The organism is Microbacterium sp. UMB0228 (genome assembly GCF_002871415.1).
Classification (GTDB): domain Bacteria; phylum Actinomycetota; class Actinomycetes; order Actinomycetales; family Microbacteriaceae; genus Microbacterium.
Genome location: NZ_PNFU01000001.1, coordinates 660357 through 684834 on the forward strand (window position 1 = coordinate 660357; position 24478 = coordinate 684834).

The following is a 24478-nucleotide window of genomic DNA, read 5'->3' on the forward strand; positions in this document are numbered from 1 at the left end:
GTACTGACCGCCGAAGGCGCTGCGCTCCGCAGATGCTCGGCGTCCCGCCGTTAGCCTGAAGGCATGGGTGCTCGGCTGCGTGTTGTTCTCGATCAGCTGGTGCATGTCGTCGACCCCGACCAGGCATGGGCGTCGAGAGACCTCGCCACGGGTCTCGTCCAGACAGCGCCGCCGAACTGCGCGGTGGATGCGATCGTCCCTGCGGGGGCTGAGGTGGCGCTCCCGGGGATCGGCGATGTGCGCAGCCTCCCGATCGGGCGTCGGGAGCTCGCGGCCTCGTGGCAGCTCGGCATCGCTCCGGGCGTGGGCGGCGGGCTCATCCATGCGCCCACGCTTCTCGCCCCTCTCGTGCGCCACGATCGCGTGCACGACAACGATCAGACCACGGTCACCCTCTGGGACCTGCGTGCCTGGGAGGCGCCCTCCGAGCTGTCTCGCGCCGCGGTGGCCTGGCACCGGGGCATGGTGCGGCGGGCTGTCCGACACGCCGACGCGGTGGTCGTCCCGTCGCATGCGATGGCCGAGCGCCTGTCCGAGCTGACGAAGCTCGGGGATCGCCTCCGCGTCATCGCCGGCGCGTCCCCTCGAGACCTGAGAGTCCCGGTGGACGCCCGGCGGCGTCGCGAGGAGCTGTCGCTTCCCGAGGACTACGTCGTCCTCGCGGGCCCGGAGCAGACCCTGTCCGCCGGCTTCCGCGGGGCGGTCGCTGCAGGGCTGGACGCCGTGGTGCTCGGGGCAGGGGAAGGCGCGGAACCCCGCCTCGCCGAGGTCGCCGCGGCCGCCGGACTCCCGGAGCGCCGCGCCCACATTCGCGGCACCCTGGACGGCGCCGACCGCGCCGCCGTGCTGTCCGGCTCCCGGGCCTTCATCGCCACGGACCCGACCTCCGCCTGGCCATGGCGCGCGGTCGAGGCCATGACCGTGGGCGCGGCCGTCGTCGCCGTCGACAGCGGCGCGCACCGCGACGTGATCGCCGACGGCGGGTTGCTCGTGTCGGCGGAGGACATCCCCGACGCGGTCGCGGATGTCGCGGGCGACGCGGGCGACCGCCTGCGTGTGCTTGCCGCGGACCGTGCGCGCGCGTTCTCCTGGGACAGCTCCGCGGAACGCGTCTGGGCGTTGCACGCCGATCTGTGATGAGGTCCGGACCACCGGTCACGCCGGCGGAACCGCCTCGCGGCTGATGACGTCGGTCAGGCGCGCATCAGCTCGACGGCGTGCTTGCTGTCGCCGTCGAAGGCGACCTTCCCCTGCTGAATGACGATGCCGCGCTCGCAGAGGTCCGACACCATGTTCAGATCATGGCTCACGACGACGAGGGTCTTGCCGTCGGCGTGGAGCTCACGGACGCGTTGGATGCACTTGCGCTGGAACGGCTCATCGCCGACGGACAGGATCTCGTCGATCAGGAGGATGTCCACCTGCGTGTGGATGGCCACCGAGAAAGCGAGTCGGAGGAACATGCCCGAGGAGTAGTGCTTGACCTCCGTGTCGATGAACTTCTCGATCTCGCTGAACTCGACGATGGCGTCGAACTGCTCCTGCGTCTCCTTCTTCGACATCCCGAGGATCGCCGCGTTCAGGTAGATGTTCTCGCGACCGGAGAGGTCGGGGTGGAATCCCGCGCCGACCTCGATCAGACCGGCGACGCGGCCGCGGGTGCGCACGGACCCCTCATCGGGCCGGAGGACCCCGGAGATCAGCTTCAGCATCGTGGACTTGCCCGAGCCGTTGAAGCCCATGAGGGCCACCGCTTCCCCCTCGCCGATCGAGAAGGAGACGCCGTCGAGCGCCTGGAACTCCGACGTCAGCGGTTTGCGGCGCATGGCCGCGACGAAGGTCTCCTTGATGGAGTGGGTGTGACGGAGCTTGAAGTGCTTGTGCACGTCCTCGACGAGGATGCGAGGCGTGTCAGAGGTCCTGGGCAAATCGACCCTCCAGACGGCGGAAGACGAGCTCCCCGATGATGACGATGACGGTGGAGACGGCGAGCGCGATCAGCGCGTGCTCCCACAGCGCGGGCAGCGGCTGGGCGTTCGCCGGGTCGAGCGCGTGCCAGATGCTGTAGTGGAACAGCTCGACGGCGCCGGTGATGGGGTTCAACGCGTACAGGTTGAACAGCCATTCGGGGACGTTGTCGGCCACCATCTGCCACTGGTACATCACGGGCGACGCCCAGATGGACACCATCACGATGATCTCGACGAAGCTCTGGGCGTCGCGGAACGTGACGTTGATCGCACCGAAGAGCATGCCGAGGCCCGTCGCGAGCAGAGCGATGATCACGAGGCCGAGGAGCAGCGCGGCGATGCCGAGGACCGTCGGCGTCCAGCCGTAGAACAGCGCGATGACGATGACCACGATGATCTGCGGGATGGTGTTGATCGCCGCGACCATGGTGCTCGCGATCGGGAACATCTGCCGCGGGAAGTAGATCTTCTTGATGAGCGCAGCGTTGTCGACGAGCGACCGCGTCGCGTTCGAGAACGACTCGTTGAAGAAGGTGACCGCCGTGATGCCCGACAGCAGGTACAACGGGTAGTACTCGATGCTGTCGTTGAGGCGGAGGAAGACGCCGAGGGCGAAGAAGAAGACCAGGAACTGGATCAGCGGCTTCACATACGACCAGAGCCATCCGAGGACGGACCCGCGATAGCGGATGCCCACCTCCTTGCGGATGATCAGACTCAACAGGTAACGGCGTCGGAAGACGTCGAAGAGCCCGTTGCTCGCTCCTGGCTGCGTCAGCTTCTGGTCCATCGGCGCAGAAATCTGGGACACGGCCGTCTCATCACCTCCGTTGGGCGTTCTGGTCTGTCGAACGCCTCACCAATCATAGGTTGTCGGCGGACGCGGGTTTCTCAGGCAGCATCGGCGCGGAGTGTCGGGCTGTGCTCAGCTGATTCTCGCTAGGATCGACGCCGGCGGTCGATATCCGAGCGTCGAAGAGGAGGGCGCGGCGTACATGGCTTGGATCGATCTCGGGCTCAGCGTGCTCGCCGTCGTCGGCGTGGTCCTCATCCCGGGGCTTCTCGCCTCGTTCGCGCTCGGGTTCCGCGGCCTCGCCGCCGTCGCCCTCGCCGCACCGGCGGGGACCACCGTGATCGTGCTCGCCTCGATCGCGGCCCCGATGCTCGGGCTGCCGTGGGGAGCGCTTCCCGTCGCGATCGTCGCGCTGGGGATCCTCGGTGTCATCATCGTGCTGCGGTTGACCCTGCTTCGTTCCCGTGCGGCGCGTCCGGTGCCGCGCGCCCTCTCTCGCGCCGGTGTCCTCGCGCTCATCGGAGCGGTGCTGATCGCCATCATCCAGTTCCTCATCGTGATCGGCGCACCGGACAACTTCTCGCAGACGTTCGACAACATCTTCCATCTGAACGCCATCCGGTACGCGCTGGACACCGCTTCTGCCTCGCCGTTGACGGTCGGAGCAATGACGACCGCCCCCAGCGGGAACCTTCCGTTCTATCCCACGGGGTGGCACGCGGTCGCGGCCCTTGCGGTGCAGCTGACCGGTGCGAGCATCCCGGTGGCGTCGAACGCCGTCATGATCTTCTTCGGCGCTTTCGTCTGGCCGGTGTCGATGCTCCTCCTGACGCGGTCGCTGTTCGGCGCGTCGACCCCTGTGCTCGTGACGGGGGCTGCCGTCAGCGTCGCGCTGCCGGCCTATCCTCTGCTGCTCGTGGAGTACGGGGTGCTCTTCCCGTACATGATGGCGCTGAGCATGATCGCCGTGCCCGTCGCCTTCATCATCGATGCCTCCGCGATGACGATATGGACCCAGCGGTGGGTCCTTCTCCTCGGCGCGGCGGGCACCGTTCCGGCGATCGCCATCGCGCACCCGAGCGGCCTCGTCGCGCTGCTGCTCTTCGTCGCGCTCGTCCTCGCCGTCCGCTGGGTGCAGCTGATGCGTTCGGAGGCGTCATCACGGTCCAAGATCATCGCGACCGTGGCGATCCTGGTGCTCGGAGCCTTGCTCGCCGTCGCGTGGTACGTCCTGCGACCGTCGGCGGACGCGAGGACGTGGGGCACGACGGAGACCGTGGGGCAGGCCGTGGGCGAGGTCTTGACCGTCTCGGTCTGGGCGGCGCCGGTCAACCTCGTGGTCGCGGCGCTCGTCGCCGTCGGCGCGGTCGTCGCGGTGCGCCGTCGCTCGGCGAGCGACATGATCGCGCTGTCCTTCCTCTTCGCCGCCGCCGCGCTCTACATCGTCGTCTCCGCGCTGCCGTACGCCCTCCCGCGGGACATGCTGACCGGCGTCTGGTACAACAACGCACCGCGCCTGGCCGCGCTGCTCCCGATGACCTGGGTGCCGCTGGCGGCGATCGGCGGCCACCGTCTGTGGACGCTGCTGAGCCCCCGGCTCGCGCGGATGTCTCCCCGTCTCGCTCGCGGAGTCGGGGCGACCGTGGCGGTGCTCGTTCTCGTGGTCGTCCCGCAGGCGGCGACCATGCGGCAGGCGGTGGCGAGCGCGCAGGGCGCGTTCGCGGTCACCGACGGCTCCCGCCTGGTGACGACGGACGAGCTCGCGCTCCTGGAGCGTCTCGACGCCCACGTACCGGAGGACGCCGTGATCCTCGGGAGCCCCTGGACCGGAACAGCGCTCGCGTATGCACTCGCCGATCGTCAGGTCGTCATGCCCCACACGCTCATGGACGTCACCGAGGACATGTCGGTGGTGTTGGATCGACTGGATTCCGCGCGCCCGAGCGACGCGCTGTGCGGAGCGCTCGACCGGCTGGGGGCGGAGTACGTCCTCGATTTCGGCGAGCAGGAGATCAACGACGGCGTGCACGTGTACCGGGGCCTGGACCGGCTGGAGTCCTCAGACGCCGTCGAAGAGGTGGACGCGGTCGGAGACGCGGTTCTCTACGAGATCGTGCTGTGCGACTGAAGACCGCCCTGAGCCGCTGACGAGGCCCAGGGCGTACGGCGGGTGCCCGTCTCGGACGGGGTCCTGCGCTCAGCGCCAGATGTGCCTCATCAGCGCCTTCACCGAGCCTCCCGGTGTGCGAGCAGCTTTGAGGAGGAGCGACGCGGCGTTGAGGCGCGAGGTGAGGTGGCGGCGGGCGAATCGGGCAGCCCGCGGCCAGCCGAGCCGGTCGAAGCTCTCCGCTTCGGACAGGAAGAACGAACGCTCCTCGTCGAAGCGCCGGCCATCGAGGGCGCGCACGGACGAATCGGACTGAGAGTGCCGGCGGTAGTCGAAGACGACATCCGTCAGCAGTGCCATCTTGCCGCCCTGCTTGACGATGTCCAGGATCAGGGCGAGATCCTGGACGACATCGAGACCCGTGCGGAACCCGATGCGCTGGACGACCTCGGTGCGCCACACGATGGAGGGGAAGTAGGCCCAGTCGCCGCGCATCAGGCTGGCCGCCAGGTCTTCGCCCCCGATCGCGGCGCCGTGACCCTCGACGCGAGGAGTGATCAGCTTCTTCACCCGGTCCACCAGAGGAAGGACACGCGACCCGTTCTCGTCGATGACCTCGACTCCGGGCTGGATGAGGTCGACGTCGTAGCGCTGCGCGGCATCCGCGACGGTGGCGAGGTAGTCCGGGCGCATCACGTCGTCGGCACCCATCATCACGAACCAGTCGGCCTCGACGAGCTCGACGGCCTTGCGATAGTTGCCGTTCGCGCCGAGGTTCGTCTCGTTGCGGAGGTAGGTGACCCGCGGATCGCGCATCTCGCCGAACCAGCGAGCGGGCTCGGGGTCGGGGTATCCGTCGTCGATGACCACCAGACGCACGTCCGTGAAAGACTGGTCGAGCACACTTCGCACCGCGAGCTTCATGAGCGCGACATCGCCGTAGTACGGGAGCATGACGTCGATGGCAGCGGTCATTGGGGTCTCCTCCTTGGGGGCGCGGGTGCGCTTCGACGCGTAGGCACGCGAACCACTAGTCTAGTGTGTACTTCCTCAATGACCCCGTTGGACAGGACCCATGCTCCACCGCAGTGACCGTCCGATGGTGAGCGTCTGCATGGCCGCGTACAACGGTGCTGCGTTCATCGTCGAGCAGATCTCGTCGATCCTCGCTCAGCTCGCCGAGGGGGACGAGCTCATCGTCATCGACGACTGTTCGCAGGACGAGACCGTGGAGCTGGTGCAGGGTATCGGCGACGCCCGCATCCGATTGATCCGCTCCGAGCGGAACAACGGGTACATGCGCACGTTCGAGCGTGCGATCGCGCTGGCCGAGGGGGACGTCATCTTCCTCTCCGATCAGGACGACGTCTGGCTGCCCGGCCGGGTCGACCGCATGATCGAGGCCCTCGACGACGTCGAATTGGTGGTGTCGAACTTCGGCTCTTTCGGCGGGGCACTCACCGCAGTGCAGGCTCGACGGCTCAGGGCGGTCGACAGCACGCGGTGGCGGCGCAACATCTTCTGGATCTGGTTCGGGACACGCCCTTACTACGGCTGCTGCATGGCCTTCCGGTCCGATCTGCGCGAGCGCATCCTGCCGTTCCCGTCGTACCTGACCGAGACCCACGATCAGTGGCTCGGCTACGTGGCGAATGCCGATCACTCGGTCCGCCATCTCGAACAGGACACCATCTCGCGGCGCATTCACGACGCCAATTCATCGAAGACCGGTCGGAGCCTCGGGACGATCCTCCGGGCCCGGATCATGACCGGCCGCGCGATCCTCGAAGCTTTCCGGCGACGCGTCAAGGCCTAGACGGTCACCGCGTCGTCTCGTCGGAGCGCAGGCGGCGCTGACGCAGCGTGCGAAGCAGGACGACGATCTGTACTCCGGCGACGATGAGCTCGGTCGCCGCCACGGCGCTGGCCACGCCGGGGAGCGAGTGCAGCAGCGCGGCAACGGCGACGGCGGGGATGCCGACCACGGCGCCGACGACCGTCGACGTGGCGAGGAAGTCGGTGCGTCCCAGGACGACGAGACAGGCATATCCCACGACAGCCGAGAGAGCGACGCCGAAGAAGGCGAAGCCGAGCGGTACAGACACCTCCAGTGGCACGTCGATGTGGAAGAACGGGGAGACGACGGGCGTGAGGAGCGCGACGCAGATTCCGCCCACTGCTCCGATCACCGAGCCCGCGAGGAAAGCGATCCGCGCGCGGCGGTCGACTTGCGTGGGATCGGCGGGCACCCAGCCCTGGAAGAACTGCTGGATGGGGAGGAAGGCCAGCACCGCGTAACGGAAGAAGCGGTCGGCGATGAGGTACACCGGCAGGCCCTGAGGGAAGAAGGTCGTGAGCAGGAGAACCGGCATCGCCACGTAGACGGCGCTCGTGACGGCGGTCGTCACTGCGTGTCGCTGTTCGGCCAGGGTCTGCCAGAAGCGAAGAGGGGGCGCCTCGGCGTGCGGCGTCCGGCCTCGTCGGACGATGAAGAAGTACGACAGGGCCACGGCGAGCCCGGTGCCGGCCAGCTGGCCGAAGGGCACGACCCAGGCTTGACGTGTCACCGCGGCCATCCACACACCGGCCACCGTGCCGAGGGCGCTCGGCAGCGCCTCGAGCACGAAGAAGGCGCCGGGACGCGCGATGCCCGTGAAGTACCAGCCCGCGCCGAGCGCGGGGAGGACGTAGGCCAAGGCTCCCAGCACGGCGAGGAGCAGATCCCCGCGCAAAAGGAGAGCGAGGAGCACGGTGACGACGGGAACGGTTGCCAGGTAGAGGATGCCGCGGATCCGGAATGACGAGCGGTAGAAGCCCACGCGCTGATCGGGGGAGAGGCTGGCCACGATGCTGGGGCCGGTGGCACCCCAGCCGAATGCGACGAACACGGCGGCCAACTGTCCGGTGGTCTGCAGGACACCGATCGAGGCCCAGCCCTCGTCGTCGAGCGCGAGGACAAGGATCGGAATCGTGAAGATGCCGATCACCGAGCTCAGGAGGATCGAAGCGGAGAATCCGCCCATCCGCTGGATCGGCACCAGGGCACGACGAAAGCGCGATGGCGTCTCGGGTGCACTCATCGCCGTCGCCGAGCGAGGGCGCGGAGCGTCTTCTCCGGGATGCGCCCGAGTCGCATGCGCATGCCGTCGCCGAGGCCGTGGACGGTCGCGATGAACTGCGCGTCGCGGTCGGAGGAGAGCACGATGCCGAGAGCCGTCACCCAGAACAACGCGAGGGTGCGTCGGGTGAGCCAGCCGAGGTTGCCACGGCGATGGAGCCGCCACAGGACGAGGCCGTTGCGCACGGCGTAGTACGTGCGAAACGGCGCGTGGTAGTAGTGGTTCCGCTTCTTGCCGAAGAGCGTCAGATGCCTGCCGAAGACCATCACCGGGATCTTCTCGCCAAGGCTGTGATCCATATCGGCGCCGGGCAGCACCCAGAATTCGTAGCCGGCGCCGCGGGCCCGCAGCGTGAACTCGGTGTCGACGCCGTCGATGAAGAGGCGCTCGTCGAAACCGCCGACCTCGTCGAACACCGCCATGGGCACGACCTGCCCGGACTGGATCGGGTCGCGTGGGTGCGGCGTCCCCGGTGTGGTGGACACCAGGAACTCTCCGAAGCGGGCCGGGGAGACGGCGGCGACGCGGAATCCGCGCGCCTGGAGCCGGTGGAGATGCTGCAGGGCCTCGCGGACGTACTCCCCGGGGAGGGAGGAGTCCTGGTCCATCGTCAGGACATGAGTGGCGCCCAGCTCTCGGGCCTTGTCCAGTCCCACGTTGAGAGCGGCCGCGATGCCGACGTTCTCCTCCAACTCGATCGTGACCACGTCTGGGTCGCGGAGATCGAGGCGGCCCAGGCTGTGCGAACCATCGTCGACGACGATGACCTTGTCGACCTGCGCGTTGAGGGACGCGATCCGCTCGACCAGATCATCAGGCGCCCGGAAGGCCGTGACGACGGCGACGGGCCTCGGGGGTGTGTCGGTCGTGCCGTTGATGTCCGTCATTCCTCACCCGCCGTGCGCTCGTCGAGAGCGTCCATTCGATCGTGCAGCTGGTCCAGCCGGGCTCGGGCGATGGCAGACTCCTCGGCCAACCTGCGGATCTCGTCCTCCGCGCGGGACAGCTCCCAGGACAGGTGCAGCGTCACGCCGAGGAGGAGCAGGATGGCCAAGGCGAAGAGCAGATTCGCAGGGAGCTGGACGCCGATCAAGGCCGTGGCCCAGAGGAGCAGTTGCGGGAAGAGGCCGAGGATCAACACGCAGAGGGCGATGAGGATCCACAGAACCGCGTACTTCTCCTGGATGCGGCGAGTGAGGAGCATCCAGCCGACCAGTCCCAGAGCGATGAGAGAGAGGACGATGCCCAGGACGACGATCATCGGGCAACGGCCTCCGTGTCGGGAAGGGGTTTCGAACGACGCAACATCGACAGCCCCAAGGCGAAGAGGGAGCGAAGGAGGTAGACCGAAGCGCCGATCGGACCCTGGCTCGGGGTGCCGTGCGCGCGAGGACGCATCGCGACGGGCACCTGCGTCACCCGGAGGCCGGCGTGACAGGCCGCGACGAGCGAGTCGATGGTGTCGCCCAGGTACTCGGCCGGGTAGTACCGCACGTACTGTGCGATGGCCCGGGAGTTCGCGGCGCGGAAGCCGCTGGTGACGTCGGTGAGACGGACCTTGGCCACCCGCGAGACAGCGCCGGCGAGGAAGGTCATCGCCCAGCGGCGCGGCCCCCGCACCGAGTAATCGCCCACGTCCGCGAAGCGGGCGCCGATGGAGATGTCTGCGACCTCCAGACCCGCGAGGACCCGCGAGATGTCCGCGGGGTTGTGCTGACCGTCGGCGTCCACCTGGATCACCCGCGAATACCCCTCGCGCTGCGCGTACGTGAAGCCGGTTCGCATCGCGCCGCCGACCCCTACGTTGAACGGGAGGGAGAGCACCGTCGCCCCGGCCGCGTGGGCGGCAGCGGCGGTGTCGTCCTCCGAACCGTCGTCGACGACGATGACGTCGTAGTGCTCGTCGGTCTCACGGATCGCCTGGACGGTCGAGCCGACGATGCGTCCTTCGTTCCAGGCCGGAACGATGATGAGGACGCGGTCCGACTCAGAGCTCATAGTGCCTCGATCCTATCCGATGCGCGCGTGCACGCCGGGAGGAAGGGGGTCAGGGCAGAGGGGAGCCGATGACGTAGGAGCTCGCGAAAGCGGCGTCGAGACTGAGGATCGGCGGAACCGCGCCACCGCCCAGCCGGACCAGGGTCGCCATGCTCTGAACGTGGTGGAGGGAGGCGTTCGCGTAGCGATAGACCTCTGGGCGGCCTTGGAACTGCACGAAGTCCTCGTTCTCCGTCAGCAGAGGTGCTCCGACGGTGAAGCTCGAGAAGCGGCCGCCGGGGAGCGTGCGGAGCGGTGGCGTCTTGCCGCCGCCGAGGGCGGTGAGCGTCGCGGCGCTGCGCACGTGATGCAGGGCGCCCTGCGTGTACCGGTAGACCTCGGGACGTCCCTGGAAGTTCACGAAGGCGCCCTCGGGCACGTACTCCGCCCCGACGCCGAACCACGACGTCGTCTCCGGCGCCCAGCTCAGGAGCGCCAACGGACGCGACCCGTTCAGCGCGGTCAGATCGGCGGGCGTCCGCACGTAGCGGAGCGCGCCGCTCGCGATCACGTAGACCTCCCCGGTGCCTCGCGGCTGCACGAAGAACGGGGCGCTGACCGTGTCGCTCGCGATCCTGAAGGCGCTGCATTCCGCCTCCGCGACGACGAACGGGACCATCCCACCGAGGTCGCTCCCGGTGATGCGATGAAGGGAACCCGCCGCCGCGAGATAGCGTGTCTGACCGCACTGGATGACCGGGCTGAGGCCGCCGGGCACCCGCTGATGCGCATCGAGCGCGCCGTTGGGGACGGTCGTGAATGTCGATGCCCCGAACTCGGAGGCGAGCCCGAAGGAGGGGACATAGGCCAGGCGGTCCTGCGGGAGCGTGAGATAGACGCGGTTCTCCGCCGCGGTCCTGACCAGCGTGCCGGCGGGGGCGATGATGCGGCCGTTCGGCACCGCATTCGCGACGGCGGGCGTCATGGAGGCGACGTACGCCGGCGCGCCGCCGGTCACGGAGTTCCACGCGTCGACGGTGGCGATGTAGCGCTTGGTCCCGCCCTCCATCAGGTAGACCTCGGGAGCCGAGCCGGAACGGATGTAGTTCCCGACCTCGGCGCCGGTGCTGAACGCATCAGCGACCGCACCGGTGAGGTTCACATAGGAGGAGAAGTCGTATCCGAAGCGGGCGACCTGGCCGGGGTCGACGAACCGGTGCTTGGTGCCGTCGGCCTCGAGCAGGTACAGCGTGCCGGTGCGGGGGTCGTGGACGTACCGGGTGATCGGCCGTCCCTCCGGCAGTCCGTTCAGGTATGCCGGCGAGACGACGGTGACCCCGCCGTATCGCGCGGAGAACGGGGCGAGATCCTCAGCGGAGCGCACGTGGTACTTCACGCCGCCCATCAGCATGTAGATCTTGTCTCCGCCGGGCACCATGATCGTGCCGACGGTCGGCCTCTTCGAGATCTGCGTCGATCCGAACCAGTCGGTGAAGTAGTTGTGGAAGTTGCGGTTGCCGTAGGCGGAGCATCCGTCGCCTTCGCCGTAGCCGGCGCGCAGCGCGGCCGCGTTGGGCTGGTAGGGCGTGTAGTAGTAGAGGGCCGAGGTCGCCTCGTTCTCGACGTAGACCGGACCCCGGCCGCATGCGGCGTTGGGGTTGTAGAGGATGTTCCATGTCCTGCCCGGGGCGTAGTACGTGAAGTATCGGCCCTCGGTGTAGATCTTCATCTGTCGGCCCGCGCCGTAGATCTGATAGAAGAACCCGGCGAAGGCGGGATCGCACGGGGCCGTGTCCGGACAGCCTTGTCCGAGTGCCATCGTGTAGCGCCAGGAGCTCGGCCACGTGTGGGTGACGAGGCCCTGCTCCTTCTGCAGCATGACGATGAAGACCTGCGGGTTGATCCCGCAGGATTGGGCGACCTTGGCGATGATCGTGGCCGCCGACTCGTTGGCGGCGCCCTGGTAGCCGTTGCAGTAGGCATCCGCCGCGCGGTTGGGCGTGTTCTGCCGATAGTCCTTGAGGCAGACGTAGCCGGACTGGCACGACGACACCTTGGAACGGAAGAAGGAGTCGATCGATGCGGCGCTCATCGTCGTCGTGTCATAGAAGACGTCGTTCGAGATGATGTTGCCGGCGCGAAAGCCATCGGTCACGAGAGACTTCACCGGCCCCGCTGCAGCGGTCGCCGTGAGGGATGTCGCCGCGGGTGCGTCGGCGTTCTGAGGGGTCGCGGCACCTGCCGGGGTCGCGATCAGGACGGAGATCGCGAAGACGATCGCTGCGACGCCGGAGAGCAGCGTGCGCGGGCGTGGGGTGGGGGAGCCGTTCACAAGCCCATTGTGGCGGAAAGGGGCTGATGGTGCCACTGTGGTTGGCGTGACGCAAGTCAACATGCCGTGTTCCGCGGCTCTTCGTCGAGGTGTGGCACGATGTTGGGGTGAAAGGCATCATTCTCGCGGGAGGATCGGGCACTCGTCTGCACCCGATCACTCTGGGCGTCTCCAAGCAGCTCATCCCCGTCTACGACAAGCCGATGGTCTACTACCCGCTGTCGACGCTGATGCTCGCCGGCATCCGCGACATCCTGGTGATCACGACGCCGCACGATGCTGCTCACTTCGAGCGGCTCCTCGGTGACGGGTCCCAGTTCGGGATCAACCTCACCTTCGCGCAGCAGCCGTCTCCGGACGGCCTGGCCCAGGCGTTCACGATCGGCGCCGACTTCATCGGCGACGACAGCGTGGCCCTGGTGCTCGGCGACAACCTCCTGTACGGACCGGGGCTGGGCAGCCGGCTGCAGCGGTTCCGCGACATCGACGGCGGCGCGATCTTCGCCTACTGGGTCGCGGAGCCCGAGGCGTACGGCGTCGTGGAGTTCGATGCGGACGGCACGGCGGTGTCCCTCGAGGAGAAGCCCGCCCAGCCGAAGAGCAACTATGCGGTGCCCGGTCTGTATTTCTACGACAACGACGTGGTCGAGATCGCCCGCAACCTCGTCCCGTCGGCGCGTGGCGAGTACGAGATCACCGATGTGAACCGTGCGTACCTGGAACGCGGGAAACTGCAGGTCGAGGTGCTCCCCCGGGGGACCGCCTGGCTCGACACCGGCACCTTCGACCAGATGACCGATGCGGCCGAGTACGTCCGCACCATGGAACGACGGACCTCGCTGAAGATCGGCGTTCCGGAGGAGGTCGCCTGGCGACAGGGCTTCCTGAGCGACGACGAACTCCGGGCGCGCGCCGAGAAGCTCGTCAAGAGCGGCTACGGCGTCTATCTTCTGGACCTTCTCAAGAGAGGACACGCATGACTCGCCTGCTCGTGACGGGAGGTGCCGGATTCATCGGATCCAACTTCGTGCACTATGTCGTCGAGAACACGGACCACACGGTGACCGTCCTGGACGCGCTGACCTACGCCGGCAATCGCGAGTCGCTTGCCGGGCTGCCGGAGAACCGGGTGGAGTTCGTCCACGGGGACATCACGGACGCCGAACTCGTCGACCGGCTCACCGCCGAAGCGGATGCGGTCGTGCACTACGCGGCGGAGTCACACAACGACAACTCCCTGCACAGCCCGCGCCCGTTCCTGGACACGAACATCGTCGGCACCTACACGCTGCTGGAAGCCGCGCGTCGTCACGAGCGTCGTTTCCACCACATCTCGACCGACGAGGTGTACGGGGACCTGGAGCTCGACGACCCGCAGCGGTTCACGGAGCAGACCCCGTACAACCCCTCGTCTCCGTACTCGTCCACCAAGGCCGGCAGTGACCTGCTGGTGCGCGCCTGGGTGCGGTCCTTCGGGGTGCAGGCGACGATCTCGAACTGCTCGAACAACTACGGCCCGTACCAGCACGTCGAGAAGTTCATCCCGCGGCAGATCACCAACGTCATCCGCGGCATCCGTCCCAAGCTGTACGGCGCAGGGGAGAACGTCCGCGACTGGATCCACGCGAACGACCACTCGTCGGCCGTGCTCACGATCCTCGAGCAGGGACGGATCGGGGAGACCTATCTCATCGGTGCCGACGGCGAGCGCAACAACAAGCAGGTCGTCGAGCTCATCCTCGAGGAGATGGGTCAGCCGCGCGACGCATACGATCACGTCACCGACCGCGCAGGACACGATCTGCGCTATGCCATCGACTCCACCAAGCTCCGCACGGAGCTGGGCTGGACGCCGGAGTACGCGGACTTCGAGTCCGGCCTCGCGGCGACGATCCAGTGGTACCGCGACAACGAGGCGTGGTGGGCGCCGTCCAAGGACGCCACCGAAGCCTTCTACGCGACGAAGGGGCAGTAGGCGACGGTGGGCGACATCGAGTTCGGCAAGAAGCTCGCGCAGATCGAGACCGGAATCCCCGGTCTGGTCCTGTTCGATCTCCCCGTGCACGGGGACTCACGCGGCTGGTTCAAAGAGAACTGGCAGCGTGAGAAGATGACCGCGATCGGACTGCCGGACTTCGGCCCGGTTCAGAACAACGTCTCGTTCAACGACGCGGTCGGGACCACCCGCGGCATCCACGCCGAGCCCTGGGACAAGTGGGTCTCCGTGGCCACCGGACGCATCTTCGGGGCATGGGTCGACCTGCGGGAGGGACCGACGTTCGGTGCCGTGTTCACGGCCGAGATCGATCCCTCGAAGGCCATCTTCGTCCCGCGCGGCGTGGGCAACTCCTACCAGACGCTGGAGCCGGACACGGCGTACACCTACCTGGTCAACGACCATTGGTCGGCCGACGCGTCCTATTCGTTCCTCAACCTCGCCGACGAGAGCGTGGCGATCGATTGGCCGATCCCGCTCTCCGAGGTCGAGATCTCGGAGAAGGATCGGACACACCCCCGCCTGGCTGATGTCACGCCCATCGGCGCCCGCAAGACGCTCGTCGTCGGCGCGGGCGGCCAGGTGGGACGGGCGCTGCGGACCGAGCTCGGCGACCTTCCGCACATCGAGTGGACGACCAGGGCCGAGTTCGACCTCGGTGACCCCGGAATCGCGACATCGCGACGCTGGCGGGACTACGACACGATCATCAACGCCGGCGCCTACACCGCCGTCGACCTCGCCGAGACGGCGGACGGACGGAGGGATGCCTGGGCCGCGAACGCCTCCGGTCCCGCGACATTGGCCCGCATCGCCGGGGAGTACGGTCTCACCCTGGTCCACGTGTCGAGCGACTATGTGTTCGACGGCTCGGCAGACCGCGCGTACCGCGAAGACGACGCGGTGTGCCCGCTGGGTGTGTACGGGCAGTCCAAGGCGGCGGGTGATCTCGCGGTCACCACCGTCCCCCGGCACTACGTCGTGCGTACCTCGTGGGTCATCGGCGACGGGAAGAACTTCGTCCGCACGATGGCGTCGTTGGCAGAACGCGGCATCGCGCCGAAGGTCGTCGACGACCAACGGGGCCGCCTCACCTTCGCGACCGAGATCGCGCGAGCCATCGTCCACCTCCTCTCGACCCGCGCACCGTACGGGATCTACAACGTCAGCGGCGCGGGCGAGCCCCGCACGTGGGCGGAGATCGCGGGCGACATCTTCGCACTCGTGGGCGCCGATCGTTCGCACGTCACCGGAGTGAGCACGGCGGAGTACTTCGCGAGCGCCGAGGGCCCGGTCGCGCCGCGGCCGTCCAACAGCGTGCTCGACCTCGCGAAGATCGAGGCGACCGGCTTCGTCCCGATCGACGCCGGGGCGCAGCTCGAGGACTACCTCCGGGGGTGAGCGCACCCGACGTGAGCGTGTGACGCCGGCGGACGCCTGGGCTAGGCTGGATCGGAGCCTCCACCCACCCGAACCCGTGGAGGCCTCCGCCGTCTGACCGAGGTTTCCGCGTGCCCCCAACGAGGACAGTCCCTGATCTCCGCGGTGCCGGCTACCGCGCCGACATCGACGGTCTGCGCACGCTCGCGATCGTGCTCGTCGTCATCTACCACGTCTGGTTCGGTCGTGTCTCGGGCGGCGTCGACGTCTTCCTGATGATCTCGGCGTTCCTGCTGACCGGCTCGCTCGCGCGCCGGGCGGAGGCCGGGACCCCGCTGGCGTTGCCCCGATTCTGGATCCGGCGATTCCGGCGGCTTGTGCCGGCCGCCGCAGCGACGCTGCTCGCCGTGCTCGCGGCGGCCGCGGCGTTCTTCCCACCCACCCAATGGACGCGCATCTGGAACGAGACCTGGGCCAGCCTCTTCTACGTGCAGAACTGGCAGCTGGCCTTCTCGGCGGTGGACTACTACGCACGCGACAGCTCAGAGACGAGCCCGTTGCAGCACTTCTGGTCCCTGTCGATCCAGGGCCAGGTCTTCCTCCTCTGGCCCCTGCTCATCTTCCTGGTCGCCCTTCTCCTCCGGCGGCGCCGGGACCTCGTGCGGCCGACGCTGGTCGGCGTCTTCCTCGTGATCTTCGTCTGGTCGCTGTGGTTCTCCATCGTCGAGACGCGGGCGGATCAGGCCTTCGCGTACTTCGACACGCGGACCCGGCTGTGGGAGTTCGCCGCGGGATCGCTGCTCGCGCTGCTTCTCCCTGCCATCCGTCTGGGCGTCGTCGCCCGCGCCGTGCTCGGGTGGACGGGCGTCGCGGGGATCGTGCTGTGCGGGATCCTGCTCGACGTCAGCGGCCGGTTCCCCGGCTTCCTGGCCCTGTGGCCCGTGCTGTGCGCCGCCGCGGTGATCGTCTCGGGCGTCGGCGACACGCGGGGCGGGCCGGCGTCGTTCCTGGCCTCGAAGCCGATGACCTTCCTCAGCGGGGACGCCTACGCGCTCTACCTCGTGCACTGGCCGATCCTCGTGACCGGAATGGTCCTGTGGGATGTCGACCGCGTGGGGCTCGGGGCCGGAACCCTAATCATCCTGTGCTCTCTCGTGGCGGCGCGTCTGCTCTCGCGAGGGATCGAGAGGCCGCTCCGCGAATCGTCGAGGACAGGACGCGCCGGTTCCCTCCGGGGTCTGGCGGTGATCGCCGCGTCCGTCGTCGTCGTCGCCGGCGTGACGGGGACATGGCGGGGGACCCAGGAGCTCCGGGCAGCGGAGATCGCCGCCGAGGTCGCGGACTCGCACTATCCCGGCGCCGCGCAGGTCGGCGCGGCGATCGACATCGCCGGCGGCGAGCAGCCGCTGATTCCGCTGCCGACGGCTCTGGAGGACGAGTGGTCGCTGGTCGGACCGGCCTGTGAGGGCGCCCTCGCCCCGAAGTCGGAGATGATCCGAACATCCTGCAACCAGAACGTCGGCGCGGAGACGGCGGAGCACCGCGTGCTCGTGATCGGCGACTCGCATGCGCAGCAGCTGTCGATTCCGCTGAACGCCCTCTTCGAGGACGACGACGACGTGGCCGTGATCACCCTTCTCCACGGCGGCTGCACGGCGGGCCTCTTCGAGGAATCCCGCAGTCTCAGCCTCGACTCCTGCGAGACCTGGGTGCGCGCGGCTTTCGACTATGCGAAGGAGATCTCGCCCGACGCCGTGTACATCGTGGTGACAAGGGCCGACGCGAGCGCGCCGGAACGACTGCTGCGCGGGGTGGAGGACGTCGTCGCGGAGATGCGCATGGCAGGGATCCCCGTCATCGGCGTGCGGGACAACCCTCGATTCTCGATCGACATGTACCAGTGCGCCATCGACGCGTCCGTGGACTGCGCGGTTCCCCGGGAGGAGGTCCTGGCGGCGGAGAATCCCGCGGAAGCGCTCGGGAACGACATCACGCTCGTCGACTTCACTCCGTGGCTGTGTCCGTCCGATGTGTGCGAAGCGGTCATCGGCAATGTCGCCGTCTACATCGACGACAACCATCTCTCCGGGACCTACGCCCGAACCCTCACCCCTGTGCTGGAGCAGATCCTGGCCGAATCCGGCGATGGCAGCCGAGCCCTCAGCGTGATCTCACCCACTGACGGCTAAAATGTGGAAGCGCGTGCCTGTCGCGATGCACGCGCATCACACGTCGCTCAGCATCAGGAAAGTTGTCTCTATGGATCTCCTCGTCGTCGGTTCGGGTTTCTTCGGACTCACCATCGCTGAACGGGCCGCACAGGCAGGACGCAAGGTCACGGTCATCGACCGTCGCCACCACATCGGGGGCAACGCCTACAGCGAGGACGAGCCGGAGACCGGCATCGAGGTCCACCGCTACGGCGCTCATCTCTTCCACACCTCGAACCCGACCGTCTGGGAGTACGTCAACCGCTTCACGACGTTCACCGATTACGTGCACCGCGTGTACACGAACCACAAGGGCGTGGTCTTCCCGCTCCCCATCAACCTGGGGACGATCAACCAGTTCTTCAACGCCGCCTACTCGCCGGACGAGGCGCGCGCGCTGGTGCACGAGCTCGCGGGAGAGTTCGACCCGAAGCAGGCGCAGAACCTGGAGGAGCGGGGGATCGGCCTCATCGGACGCCCGCTGTACGAGGCATTCATCCGGGACTACACGGCCAAGCAGTGGCAGACCGACCCGAAGCAGCTCCCCGCGGAGATCATCAGCCGTCTCCCGGTCCGCTACACGTACGACAACCGGTACTTCAACGACACCTGGGAAGGGCTCCCGACCGACGGCTACACGGCGTGGATCGAGCGGATGGCCGACCACCCCAACATCGAGGTGAAGCTCAACGTCGACTTCTTCGACGAGGCGCAGCCGTTGAACAAGAAGGCCGTCGTGGGTCAGCTGCCGATCGTCTACACCGGCCCGGTCGACCGCTACTTCGACTACTCCGAGGGCGCGCTGTCGTGGCGGACCCTCGACTTCGAGGAGGAGGTGCTCCCGACCGGCGACTTCCAGGGCACCTCGGTGATGAACTACGCGGACGAGGACGTGCCCTACACGCGCATCCACGAGTTCCGTCACTTCCACCCGGAGCGCGCCGATCGCTACCCGACGGACAAGACGGTCATCATGCGGGAGTTCTCCCGCTTCGCGACGCGTGACGATGAGCCGTACTATCCCGTGAACACGCAGAGCGACCGGGAGGGTCTTCTCGCCTACCGGGAGCTCACCAAGGGGGAGCAGGACGTGCACTTCGGTGGCCGCCTCGGCACCTACCAGTACCTCGACATGCACATGGCCATCGGCTCCGCCCTGTCGATGTGGAACAACCACCTCGCGTGAGGGAGGACACCATGGCCGAGGAAGCGAAGAACTACGTCGCCGTCAACCACACGGTCTTCCCGGGGGAGGGCGTCGCCGAGGTGTCGGCGCTGTACGTCGATACGGGGTCAGGGGACGGCTCTCAGCCCGGTGAGGCGTACGAGATCGTCAGTCGTCGCAGCATCAAGGTCTATGCGCATCGTCGTGTGTCGCTGAGCACGTTCTTCAACGCCTTCCCCGCGAGTGACTGGCAGCACTCCACGCCGGTCCGTGCCGTGCGGCTGGTGGCGACGGTCGAAGGGCGCGGACTCATCTCCGTGTACAAGTCCAGTGCCCGAGGACGCGCGTCGGCGCTCGCTTCCAAGACCTTCACGGATGAGACCGTCACGTTCGATCTCCCCGTGACGTCGTTCATCGACGGGGGCTTCTACTGGTTCGACATCGCGGCGGGAAGCTCCGACGCCACGCTGGTCTCCGCCGAGTGGCAGGTCGCCGCCCCGGAGGACTGGAAGCCGGGAACCGCCACGGTGGGGATCACCACGTTCAACCGCCCGTCCTACTGCCTCAACCAGATCGTGGCCGTCGGCCAGAATCCGCACGTCCACGAGGTGTTGGACCGTGTCGTGGTGGTCGACCAGGGTACGGACCTCGTCAGCGACCAGCCGGGATTCGCGGAGGCGGCTGCCAGGCTGGGTGACAAGCTGGCGGTCATCCGACAGCCCAACCTCGGCGGGTCCGGAGGGTTCTCGCGAGCGATGCTCGAGTCCCTCGACGACGGCAGCGACTACGTGCTGCTCCTCGACGACGATGCGATCTCCGAACCGGAAGCCATCGTACGGGCGGTGCGCTTCGCCGACTTCGCCACCGTCCCGACCATCGTCGGGGGCGGGATGCTGCACCTCGATGACCGCTCCGTGCTCTACACGCAGGGCGAGGTCTGGGATCAGCGGAAGTCCTGGATGCGGCCGTCGGGGGAGAGCGAGTACGATCACGACTTCGCCGAAGAGCCCCTGCGTTCCACGCCGGAGCTGCATCGCCACCTCGATGCCGACTTCAACGGCTGGTGGATGTGTCTCATCCCCACGAGGATCCTCCGCGAGATCGGACTCTCCCTCCCCGTCTTCCTGAAGTTCGACGACATCGAGTTCTCGCTCCGGGCCCGCGACCACGGCTATCCGACGGTGTGCCTGCCGGGCGTGGCCGTGTGGCACATGGCCTGGCACGACAAGGACCCCACCCGCACCTGGGAGGAGTATTTCATCCACCGCAACCGGGTGGTGACGGGGTTGCTGCACTCCCACGTCCGCAACGGGGGCTCGCTTCCGCTGGTCTCGTTCCTCGGCGACATCAAGCTGCTGTTCATGCTGCAGTACTCCGCGGTGCGCCTGCGGCACGAGGCGCTCCGCGACGTCTTCCGCGGTCCGGGGCAGCTCCCGGACCTGCTGCCGCGGAAGCAGGGCGAGATCCGTGCGCTGCGCGCGCAGTACATCGACTCGAAGGTGGTCGAGGACTTCGCGACCTTGCCGCCGGTTCGCCGGTCCTCCGTGGCTCTGCTCGGCGGCGTCAGCAAGCCGACGAACCCCATCGCGGCGCTGATGCTGGCGGCGCGGGTCGCCGCGCGGCAGCTGTTGGTCCGTCAGGCTCCGGGCAGCCGGCGCAACCCCGAGCGCATCATCTCGGCGCAGGACATCACGTGGTGGCGGTTCGCCGACATCGACTCGGCGCTGGTCACGTCGCCGGACGGCATCGGCGTCGCGTGGTATCAGCGTGACCGCGCGACGATGCGTCGTTTCCTGTGGCGGAGCATCCGACTGCATCTGCGGCTGGCCCGCGGATGGAAGCAGCTCGCCGAGGAATACGCCGACGGCGCCCCGCAGATCACCTCTCCCGCGAAGTGGCGTGAGCTCTTCGACGCCGCGCAGAGCGGCGATTGACGCCGCGAGCCCGCGACGCGACATGACGGACACAGGAACACGATGAGCGTTTCGACGGTGGGGGCGCCCGGCACGCCTCGGCGCTACCTCCACTCGCTGTGGCTGCTGTCCGCGCGCGACCTCCGGGTCCGGTATGCCACCAGCATGCTCGGCTACCTGTGGTCTGTGCTCGACCCGCTGGTCATGAGCGCCATCTACTGGTTCGTCTTCACCGTCGTCTTCCATCGCACCGTGGGGGAGGAGCCCTACATCGTGTTCCTCCTCACGGCGCTCCTGCCGTGGGTGTGGTTCAACACCTCGATGTCCGACTTCACCCGCGCGTTCCGGAAGGACTCACGCCTCGTCAGATCGACCGCGATCCCGCGGTCGATCTGGGTCAACAGGATCGTCCTCAGCAAGGGCATCGAGTTCCTCTTCTCGCTGCCCGTCTTGGCCCTGTTCGCGATCGCCACGGGCGCGCCGGTGGGCTGGGGGCTGCTGTGGTTCCCGCTCGCCGTGGTTCTCCAGGCGACGCTCCTGGTCGGCCTGGGGCTCCTGATCGCACCGCTGTGCGTGCTCTACACCGACCTCGAGCGCACGACCGCGCTCGTTCTGCGGGCCCTCTTCTACGCCACGCCGATCATCTACGGCATCTCGGATCTTCCTGCGCCCTTCGACGTCATCGGCGCGTTCAACCCCCTCGCGGGCATCTTCACGCTCTACCGCAACGGTTTCTTCCCCGATCAGTGGAGCACGGGTCCGGTCCTCATCGGCATCGCGATGACTCTCGCTATCCTCGCGCTCGGCATCTTCGTCTTCCGTCGGCTCGAGCGCACAGTTCTGAAGGAGCTCTGATGGTTGAGGAGCGGACACCGAAGGTGGCGATCGCGGCGGACGGGCTCGGTGTGCGGTTCCGCCGCAATCGACGGGGCCGTCGGAGCTTCAAGGACCTGTTCGCGGGAGCATCGCGACGGTCCCGTCCGGACGAGTTCTGGCCGTTGCGGAACGTCTCCTTCGTCGTGGAGCCGGGAGAGGCGATCGGCGTGGTCGGGCGCAACGGGCAGGGCAAGTCCACGCTGCTGCGCCTCGTCGCGAAAGTCCTCCTCCCGGACGAGGGCACGGTCACCGTCAACGGTGGCGTCGCTCCGCTCATCGAGATCACCGGCGGTTTCGTCGGGGACCTCACCGTGCGGGAGAACGTGCGCCTCACCGCGGGGCTGCACGGCATGTCCCGCGCCGAGGTGTCCCGGCGCTATGACGACATCATCGCGTTCGCGGAGCTCGCGGGTTTCGAGGACACCCCGTACAAGCACCTCTCCAACGGGATGAAAGTGCGCCTCGCTTTCGCCGTCGTCTCCCAGCTCGAAGAGCCGATCCTGCTCGTCGACGAGGTGCTCGCGGTGGGCGACAAGGCGTTCCGCGACAAGTGCTACCGCCGTATCGACGAGCTTCTGGCGGACGGACGGACCCTGTTCTTCGTCTCGCACAACGAGCGCGATCTCCGCCGTTTCTGCACCCGGGGGCTGTACCTGGACCGGGGAGGGCTGGTCCTCGACGGGCCGATCGATACGGTGCTCGATCGCTACAACGCGGATATGGGTCGCGCGTGAGTGCCGCGCTCCGCCCATCCGGACGGTAGGCTCGACGGAGCAGAGACGGGCTCACCCGACCGACTCGCCCTCACCTCCCGACCTGAGGAGATGCTTCCGTGCCGTCGTTACCCGTGCGCGCCGCGCGCACCATCCGCCGTATGGGCGAGCAGGTCTTCCGCGCTCCGCAGGCGCCCCTCTACCTCGTCTCCGCGGGCGGACAGCCCAACTTCGGGGATGAGTTCATCACCCGGTCCTGGCTCGACTGGCTCGCCGAGCATCAGCCGTACCGCGAGGTGTGGCTCGACACGATCGAGCCGGGGAGGGCCGCTCACCTCTTCCGGGACACCCACCCCCGTCTGAAGACGACGAACACCCTGTGGCACGCGACGCATACGGGGCCGGCGGACGACCACGAGGCCGCTGCTTCCCGGATGCGCGGATTGATCCGCGAGTTGGGATCGCCCCGATACGACCTCGGTCTGCGGGACCTGCGCGGGATGGCGTCCATCCATCTCCTCGGCGGTGGGTACATGAACTCCATCTGGCCGGAGAACTTCGGGATCATCGAGGCCCTCGTCACGCTCAAGGCGGAGTGGGGCATCCGCCTCTTCGCGACGGGGCAGGGGCTGCTCCCGCATGAGGGGGAGACCAGAGAGTGGCTGCGCGCGCGCCTGCAGCAATTCGATTACGTCGAGGCCCGGGACGAGGCGAGTGCCCAGGCCTTCGGCGTGGTGCAGGGCCTGGATGACGCCTTCCTCGCGTTCGCGAACGACCGGCCGATCTACGCGCCGCCCGAGGGCCTTCCCGACACCATGGTCCTCGTGCAGGGCGACATGGCCGACCCCGACACGGATGAACGGCTGGACCGGCTCGTGACGCGGTTCATGGCCGCGCGGACGGACCCGCTCGCCGTCGGTTTCGCGGAGGGGATCCCTCCCGAGGACCACCGTCGTGCCGCGCCCTTCGTCGCCGACGGGTCGCCGTTCTTCCCGTTCCTGCGGATCTGGGATGAGGGATTCCCCGCCCGGGAGGGGCAGGAGTGGCTGACCACCCGCTTCCACTTCCATCTGCTCGCTGCCGCGGCGGGGGCGAGAGGCACCGTCGTCAACGCTCGACCCGGGTACTACGACATCAAGCATGCGTCGCTCCAGGAACTCGGCACAGGATGGGCGAGCTCCGACCTCGGCGACGGGGGTACGCCCGAGAGCGAGGCCCTCCCGACGCCGACGGGCGATCCCGATTTCCCCGCGCGGGCACAGGAGTTCGGCCTGCGGAAGGCAGAGCTGGCCGCACACCTCTACCTCCGCTGACCGGCGGCACCCGCGGCGCGCGGCCGGGCCCTAGGCGCCGAGGAGCTCCCGGAGATCGTCGAGGCGGGCACGAGCGGCCTCGAGGGCGGCTGCGGATTCGGAGCCCGTGTCCGCCGCGCGCAGCTCGTCCAGCCGGCTGCCGTACGCGCCCACCGCCTCACGCCACGAGTCCTTGAGCGATGCCGGAGGATTCGCCTCGGACATGCGCTGCGCATCGATCTGCAGCTGTTCGACGATCGAGGCGACGTCCTGCGCCGTGCCCCCGGCCTCGACGAATCCGAGTCCGGTCGCCGCGTCGTCGAGGAGCGGCGTCATGCGATCACGGAAGAGTGCGAGATCGGGGTCGCTCGGGGGCGGCGGCGACGTCACCGGCGACGGAGAGGGGGCGGTCGGCGTCGAGCTCGGAGACGATGAGGGCGTCGCGGTCGCGGAGGGCGTGGCCGTGGGGGAAGGCTCAGGGGCCGGCGCCGTCGTGCGGGGAAGCAAGAGCGCGAGGAAGACGACGACGATGACCACCAGAACGACCGTCAGCCCCACGATGAGAGCGATTCGGCCGCGATTGCTCGACGCCGTCGCGCGACGGTCGTCGTGGCCGTCCAGATCCGTGCTCATCG

Annotated in this window: 21 protein-coding genes; 12 read left to right on the forward strand and 9 right to left on the reverse strand. The window is 68.0% G+C overall.

Going from position 1 to position 24478, the window contains the following annotated elements:
- Positions 1-63 precede the first annotated feature (63 nt).
- Positions 64-1137, forward strand: a complete 1074-nt coding sequence (locus tag CJ226_RS03235) for a glycosyltransferase (protein WP_102208289.1) — start codon at positions 64-66, stop codon at positions 1135-1137.
- Between the two features lie 56 nt (positions 1138-1193).
- On the opposite strand, the gene CJ226_RS03240 is transcribed toward CJ226_RS03235, so the two are convergent.
- Both CJ226_RS03240 and CJ226_RS03245 read right to left on the reverse strand, forming a co-directional pair.
- A complete protein-coding gene (locus CJ226_RS03240) occupies positions 1194-1928 on the reverse strand; it encodes an ABC transporter ATP-binding protein (protein ID WP_102208290.1) in 735 nt (244 codons plus the stop codon).
- Positions 1912-2781 (reverse strand): ABC transporter permease, encoded by an 870-nt coding sequence (locus CJ226_RS03245; protein ID WP_062633730.1) that lies wholly within the window; start codon positions 2779-2781, stop codon positions 1912-1914. The genes CJ226_RS03240 and CJ226_RS03245 overlap by 17 nt, the downstream gene beginning before the upstream one ends.
- 184 nt (positions 2782-2965) lie before the next feature.
- On the opposite strand from CJ226_RS03245, the gene CJ226_RS17970 reads away from it, so the two are divergent.
- Entirely contained in the window at positions 2966-4891 is a 1926-nt protein-coding gene (locus CJ226_RS17970) for a DUF6541 family protein (RefSeq protein ID WP_102208291.1), read from the forward strand.
- A gap of 69 nt (positions 4892-4960) precedes the next feature.
- On the opposite strand, the gene CJ226_RS03255 is transcribed toward CJ226_RS17970, so the two are convergent.
- Entirely contained in the window at positions 4961-5845 is an 885-nt protein-coding gene (locus CJ226_RS03255) for a glycosyltransferase family 2 protein (protein ID WP_062633734.1), read from the reverse strand.
- A 100-nt stretch (positions 5846-5945) separates the two neighbouring features.
- On the opposite strand from CJ226_RS03255, the gene CJ226_RS03260 reads away from it, so the two are divergent.
- Positions 5946-6686 carry a glycosyltransferase gene (locus CJ226_RS03260; protein ID WP_102208292.1) on the forward strand — a complete coding sequence of 247 codons (741 nt, stop codon included), beginning with the start codon at positions 5946-5948 and terminating at the stop codon, positions 6684-6686.
- A gap of 4 nt (positions 6687-6690) precedes the next feature.
- Here the strand turns inward: CJ226_RS03260 and CJ226_RS03265 are convergent, their stop codons facing one another.
- The 5 genes from CJ226_RS03265 to CJ226_RS17975 are packed head-to-tail and all read right to left on the reverse strand — an operon-like array spanning position 6691 to position 12298.
- Complete coding sequence (locus CJ226_RS03265) at positions 6691-7950, reverse strand: hypothetical protein (RefSeq protein ID WP_146008192.1); 1260 nt, start codon at positions 7948-7950, stop codon at positions 6691-6693.
- Positions 7947-8876 carry a glycosyltransferase family 2 protein gene (locus CJ226_RS03270; protein WP_102208294.1) on the reverse strand — a complete coding sequence of 310 codons (930 nt, stop codon included), beginning with the start codon at positions 8874-8876 and terminating at the stop codon, positions 7947-7949. Before CJ226_RS03270 ends, CJ226_RS03265 begins: the two co-directional genes overlap by 4 nt.
- Positions 8873-9250 (reverse strand): DUF2304 domain-containing protein, encoded by a 378-nt coding sequence (locus CJ226_RS03275; protein WP_062633739.1) that lies wholly within the window; start codon positions 9248-9250, stop codon positions 8873-8875. Before CJ226_RS03275 ends, CJ226_RS03270 begins: the two co-directional genes overlap by 4 nt.
- Positions 9247-9987 carry a glycosyltransferase family 2 protein gene (locus CJ226_RS03280; RefSeq protein WP_062633740.1) on the reverse strand — a complete coding sequence of 247 codons (741 nt, stop codon included), beginning with the start codon at positions 9985-9987 and terminating at the stop codon, positions 9247-9249. Before CJ226_RS03280 ends, CJ226_RS03275 begins: the two co-directional genes overlap by 4 nt.
- A 49-nt stretch (positions 9988-10036) precedes the next feature.
- Positions 10037-12298 carry a hypothetical protein gene (locus CJ226_RS17975; protein WP_180964518.1) on the reverse strand — a complete coding sequence of 754 codons (2262 nt, stop codon included), beginning with the start codon at positions 12296-12298 and terminating at the stop codon, positions 10037-10039.
- A gap of 107 nt (positions 12299-12405) precedes the next feature.
- Here CJ226_RS17975 and rfbA point away from each other — a divergent pair, with 107 nt between their 5' ends.
- The 9 genes from rfbA (at position 12406) to CJ226_RS03330 (ending at position 23864) form a co-directional block, all read left to right on the forward strand.
- Entirely contained in the window at positions 12406-13278 is an 873-nt protein-coding gene (gene rfbA / locus CJ226_RS03290; RefSeq protein WP_102208295.1) for a glucose-1-phosphate thymidylyltransferase RfbA, read from the forward strand.
- A complete protein-coding gene (rfbB, locus tag CJ226_RS03295; protein ID WP_062633745.1) occupies positions 13275-14273 on the forward strand; it encodes a dTDP-glucose 4,6-dehydratase in 999 nt (332 codons plus the stop codon). Before rfbA ends, rfbB begins: the two co-directional genes overlap by 4 nt.
- Before the next feature lie 6 nt (positions 14274-14279).
- Complete coding sequence (locus CJ226_RS03300; RefSeq protein ID WP_062633747.1) at positions 14280-15695, forward strand: bifunctional dTDP-4-dehydrorhamnose 3,5-epimerase family protein/NAD(P)-dependent oxidoreductase; 1416 nt, start codon at positions 14280-14282, stop codon at positions 15693-15695.
- Positions 15696-15805: 110 nt separating this feature from the next.
- Positions 15806-17863 carry an acyltransferase family protein gene (locus CJ226_RS03305; RefSeq protein WP_062633749.1) on the forward strand — a complete coding sequence of 686 codons (2058 nt, stop codon included), beginning with the start codon at positions 15806-15808 and terminating at the stop codon, positions 17861-17863.
- 70 nt (positions 17864-17933) lie between these two features.
- Positions 17934-19070, forward strand: coding sequence for a UDP-galactopyranose mutase (glf, locus tag CJ226_RS03310; RefSeq protein ID WP_062633751.1), 1137 nt, complete (start codon positions 17934-17936; stop codon positions 19068-19070).
- An 11-nt stretch (positions 19071-19081) separates the two neighbouring features.
- Positions 19082-20983: a glycosyltransferase gene (locus CJ226_RS03315; RefSeq protein ID WP_062633753.1), complete on the forward strand. Its 1902-nt coding sequence runs from the start codon at positions 19082-19084 to the stop codon at positions 20981-20983.
- A 42-nt stretch (positions 20984-21025) separates the two neighbouring features.
- On the forward strand, positions 21026-21817 hold the full coding sequence (locus CJ226_RS03320; RefSeq protein WP_062633755.1) for an ABC transporter permease: 792 nt from the start codon (positions 21026-21028) through the stop codon (positions 21815-21817).
- On the forward strand, positions 21817-22572 hold the full coding sequence (locus CJ226_RS03325; RefSeq protein WP_102208296.1) for an ABC transporter ATP-binding protein: 756 nt from the start codon (positions 21817-21819) through the stop codon (positions 22570-22572). The genes CJ226_RS03320 and CJ226_RS03325 overlap by 1 nt, the downstream gene beginning before the upstream one ends.
- Before the next feature lie 98 nt (positions 22573-22670).
- Positions 22671-23864 (forward strand): polysaccharide pyruvyl transferase family protein, encoded by a 1194-nt coding sequence (locus CJ226_RS03330; protein ID WP_146008193.1) that lies wholly within the window; start codon positions 22671-22673, stop codon positions 23862-23864.
- Between the two features lie 30 nt (positions 23865-23894).
- Here the strand turns inward: CJ226_RS03330 and CJ226_RS03335 are convergent, their stop codons facing one another.
- Positions 23895-24476, reverse strand: a complete 582-nt coding sequence (locus CJ226_RS03335; protein ID WP_102208298.1) for a hypothetical protein — start codon at positions 24474-24476, stop codon at positions 23895-23897.
- Between the last annotated feature and the right edge of the window lie 2 nt (positions 24477-24478).

Excerpts from the sequence above, each read along its gene's own strand:
- CJ226_RS03235 (WP_102208289.1), top strand. The coding sequence starts at position 64 with ATGGGTGCTCGGCTGCGTGTTGTTCTCGATCAGCTGGTGCATGTCGTC.
- CJ226_RS17970 (WP_102208291.1), top strand. The coding sequence starts at position 2,966 with ATGGCTTGGATCGATCTCGGGCTCAGCGTGCTCGCCGTCGTCGGCGTG.
- CJ226_RS03255 (WP_062633734.1), bottom strand. The coding sequence starts at position 5,845 with ATGACCGCTGCCATCGACGTCATGCTCCCGTACTACGGCGATGTCGCG.
- CJ226_RS03260 (WP_102208292.1), top strand. The coding sequence starts at position 5,946 with ATGCTCCACCGCAGTGACCGTCCGATGGTGAGCGTCTGCATGGCCGCG.
- CJ226_RS03265 (WP_146008192.1), bottom strand. The coding sequence starts at position 7,950 with ATGAGTGCACCCGAGACGCCATCGCGCTTTCGTCGTGCCCTGGTGCCG.
- CJ226_RS03270 (WP_102208294.1), bottom strand. The coding sequence starts at position 8,876 with ATGACGGACATCAACGGCACGACCGACACACCCCCGAGGCCCGTCGCC.
- CJ226_RS03275 (WP_062633739.1), bottom strand. The coding sequence starts at position 9,250 with ATGATCGTCGTCCTGGGCATCGTCCTCTCTCTCATCGCTCTGGGACTG.
- CJ226_RS03280 (WP_062633740.1), bottom strand. The coding sequence starts at position 9,987 with ATGAGCTCTGAGTCGGACCGCGTCCTCATCATCGTTCCGGCCTGGAAC.
- rfbB (WP_062633745.1), top strand. The coding sequence starts at position 13,275 with ATGACTCGCCTGCTCGTGACGGGAGGTGCCGGATTCATCGGATCCAAC.
- glf (WP_062633751.1), top strand. The coding sequence starts at position 17,934 with ATGGATCTCCTCGTCGTCGGTTCGGGTTTCTTCGGACTCACCATCGCT.
- CJ226_RS03315 (WP_062633753.1), top strand. The coding sequence starts at position 19,082 with ATGGCCGAGGAAGCGAAGAACTACGTCGCCGTCAACCACACGGTCTTC.
- CJ226_RS03320 (WP_062633755.1), top strand. The coding sequence starts at position 21,026 with ATGAGCGTTTCGACGGTGGGGGCGCCCGGCACGCCTCGGCGCTACCTC.
- CJ226_RS03325 (WP_102208296.1), top strand. The coding sequence starts at position 21,817 with ATGGTTGAGGAGCGGACACCGAAGGTGGCGATCGCGGCGGACGGGCTC.
- CJ226_RS03335 (WP_102208298.1), bottom strand. The coding sequence starts at position 24,476 with ATGAGCACGGATCTGGACGGCCACGACGACCGTCGCGCGACGGCGTCG.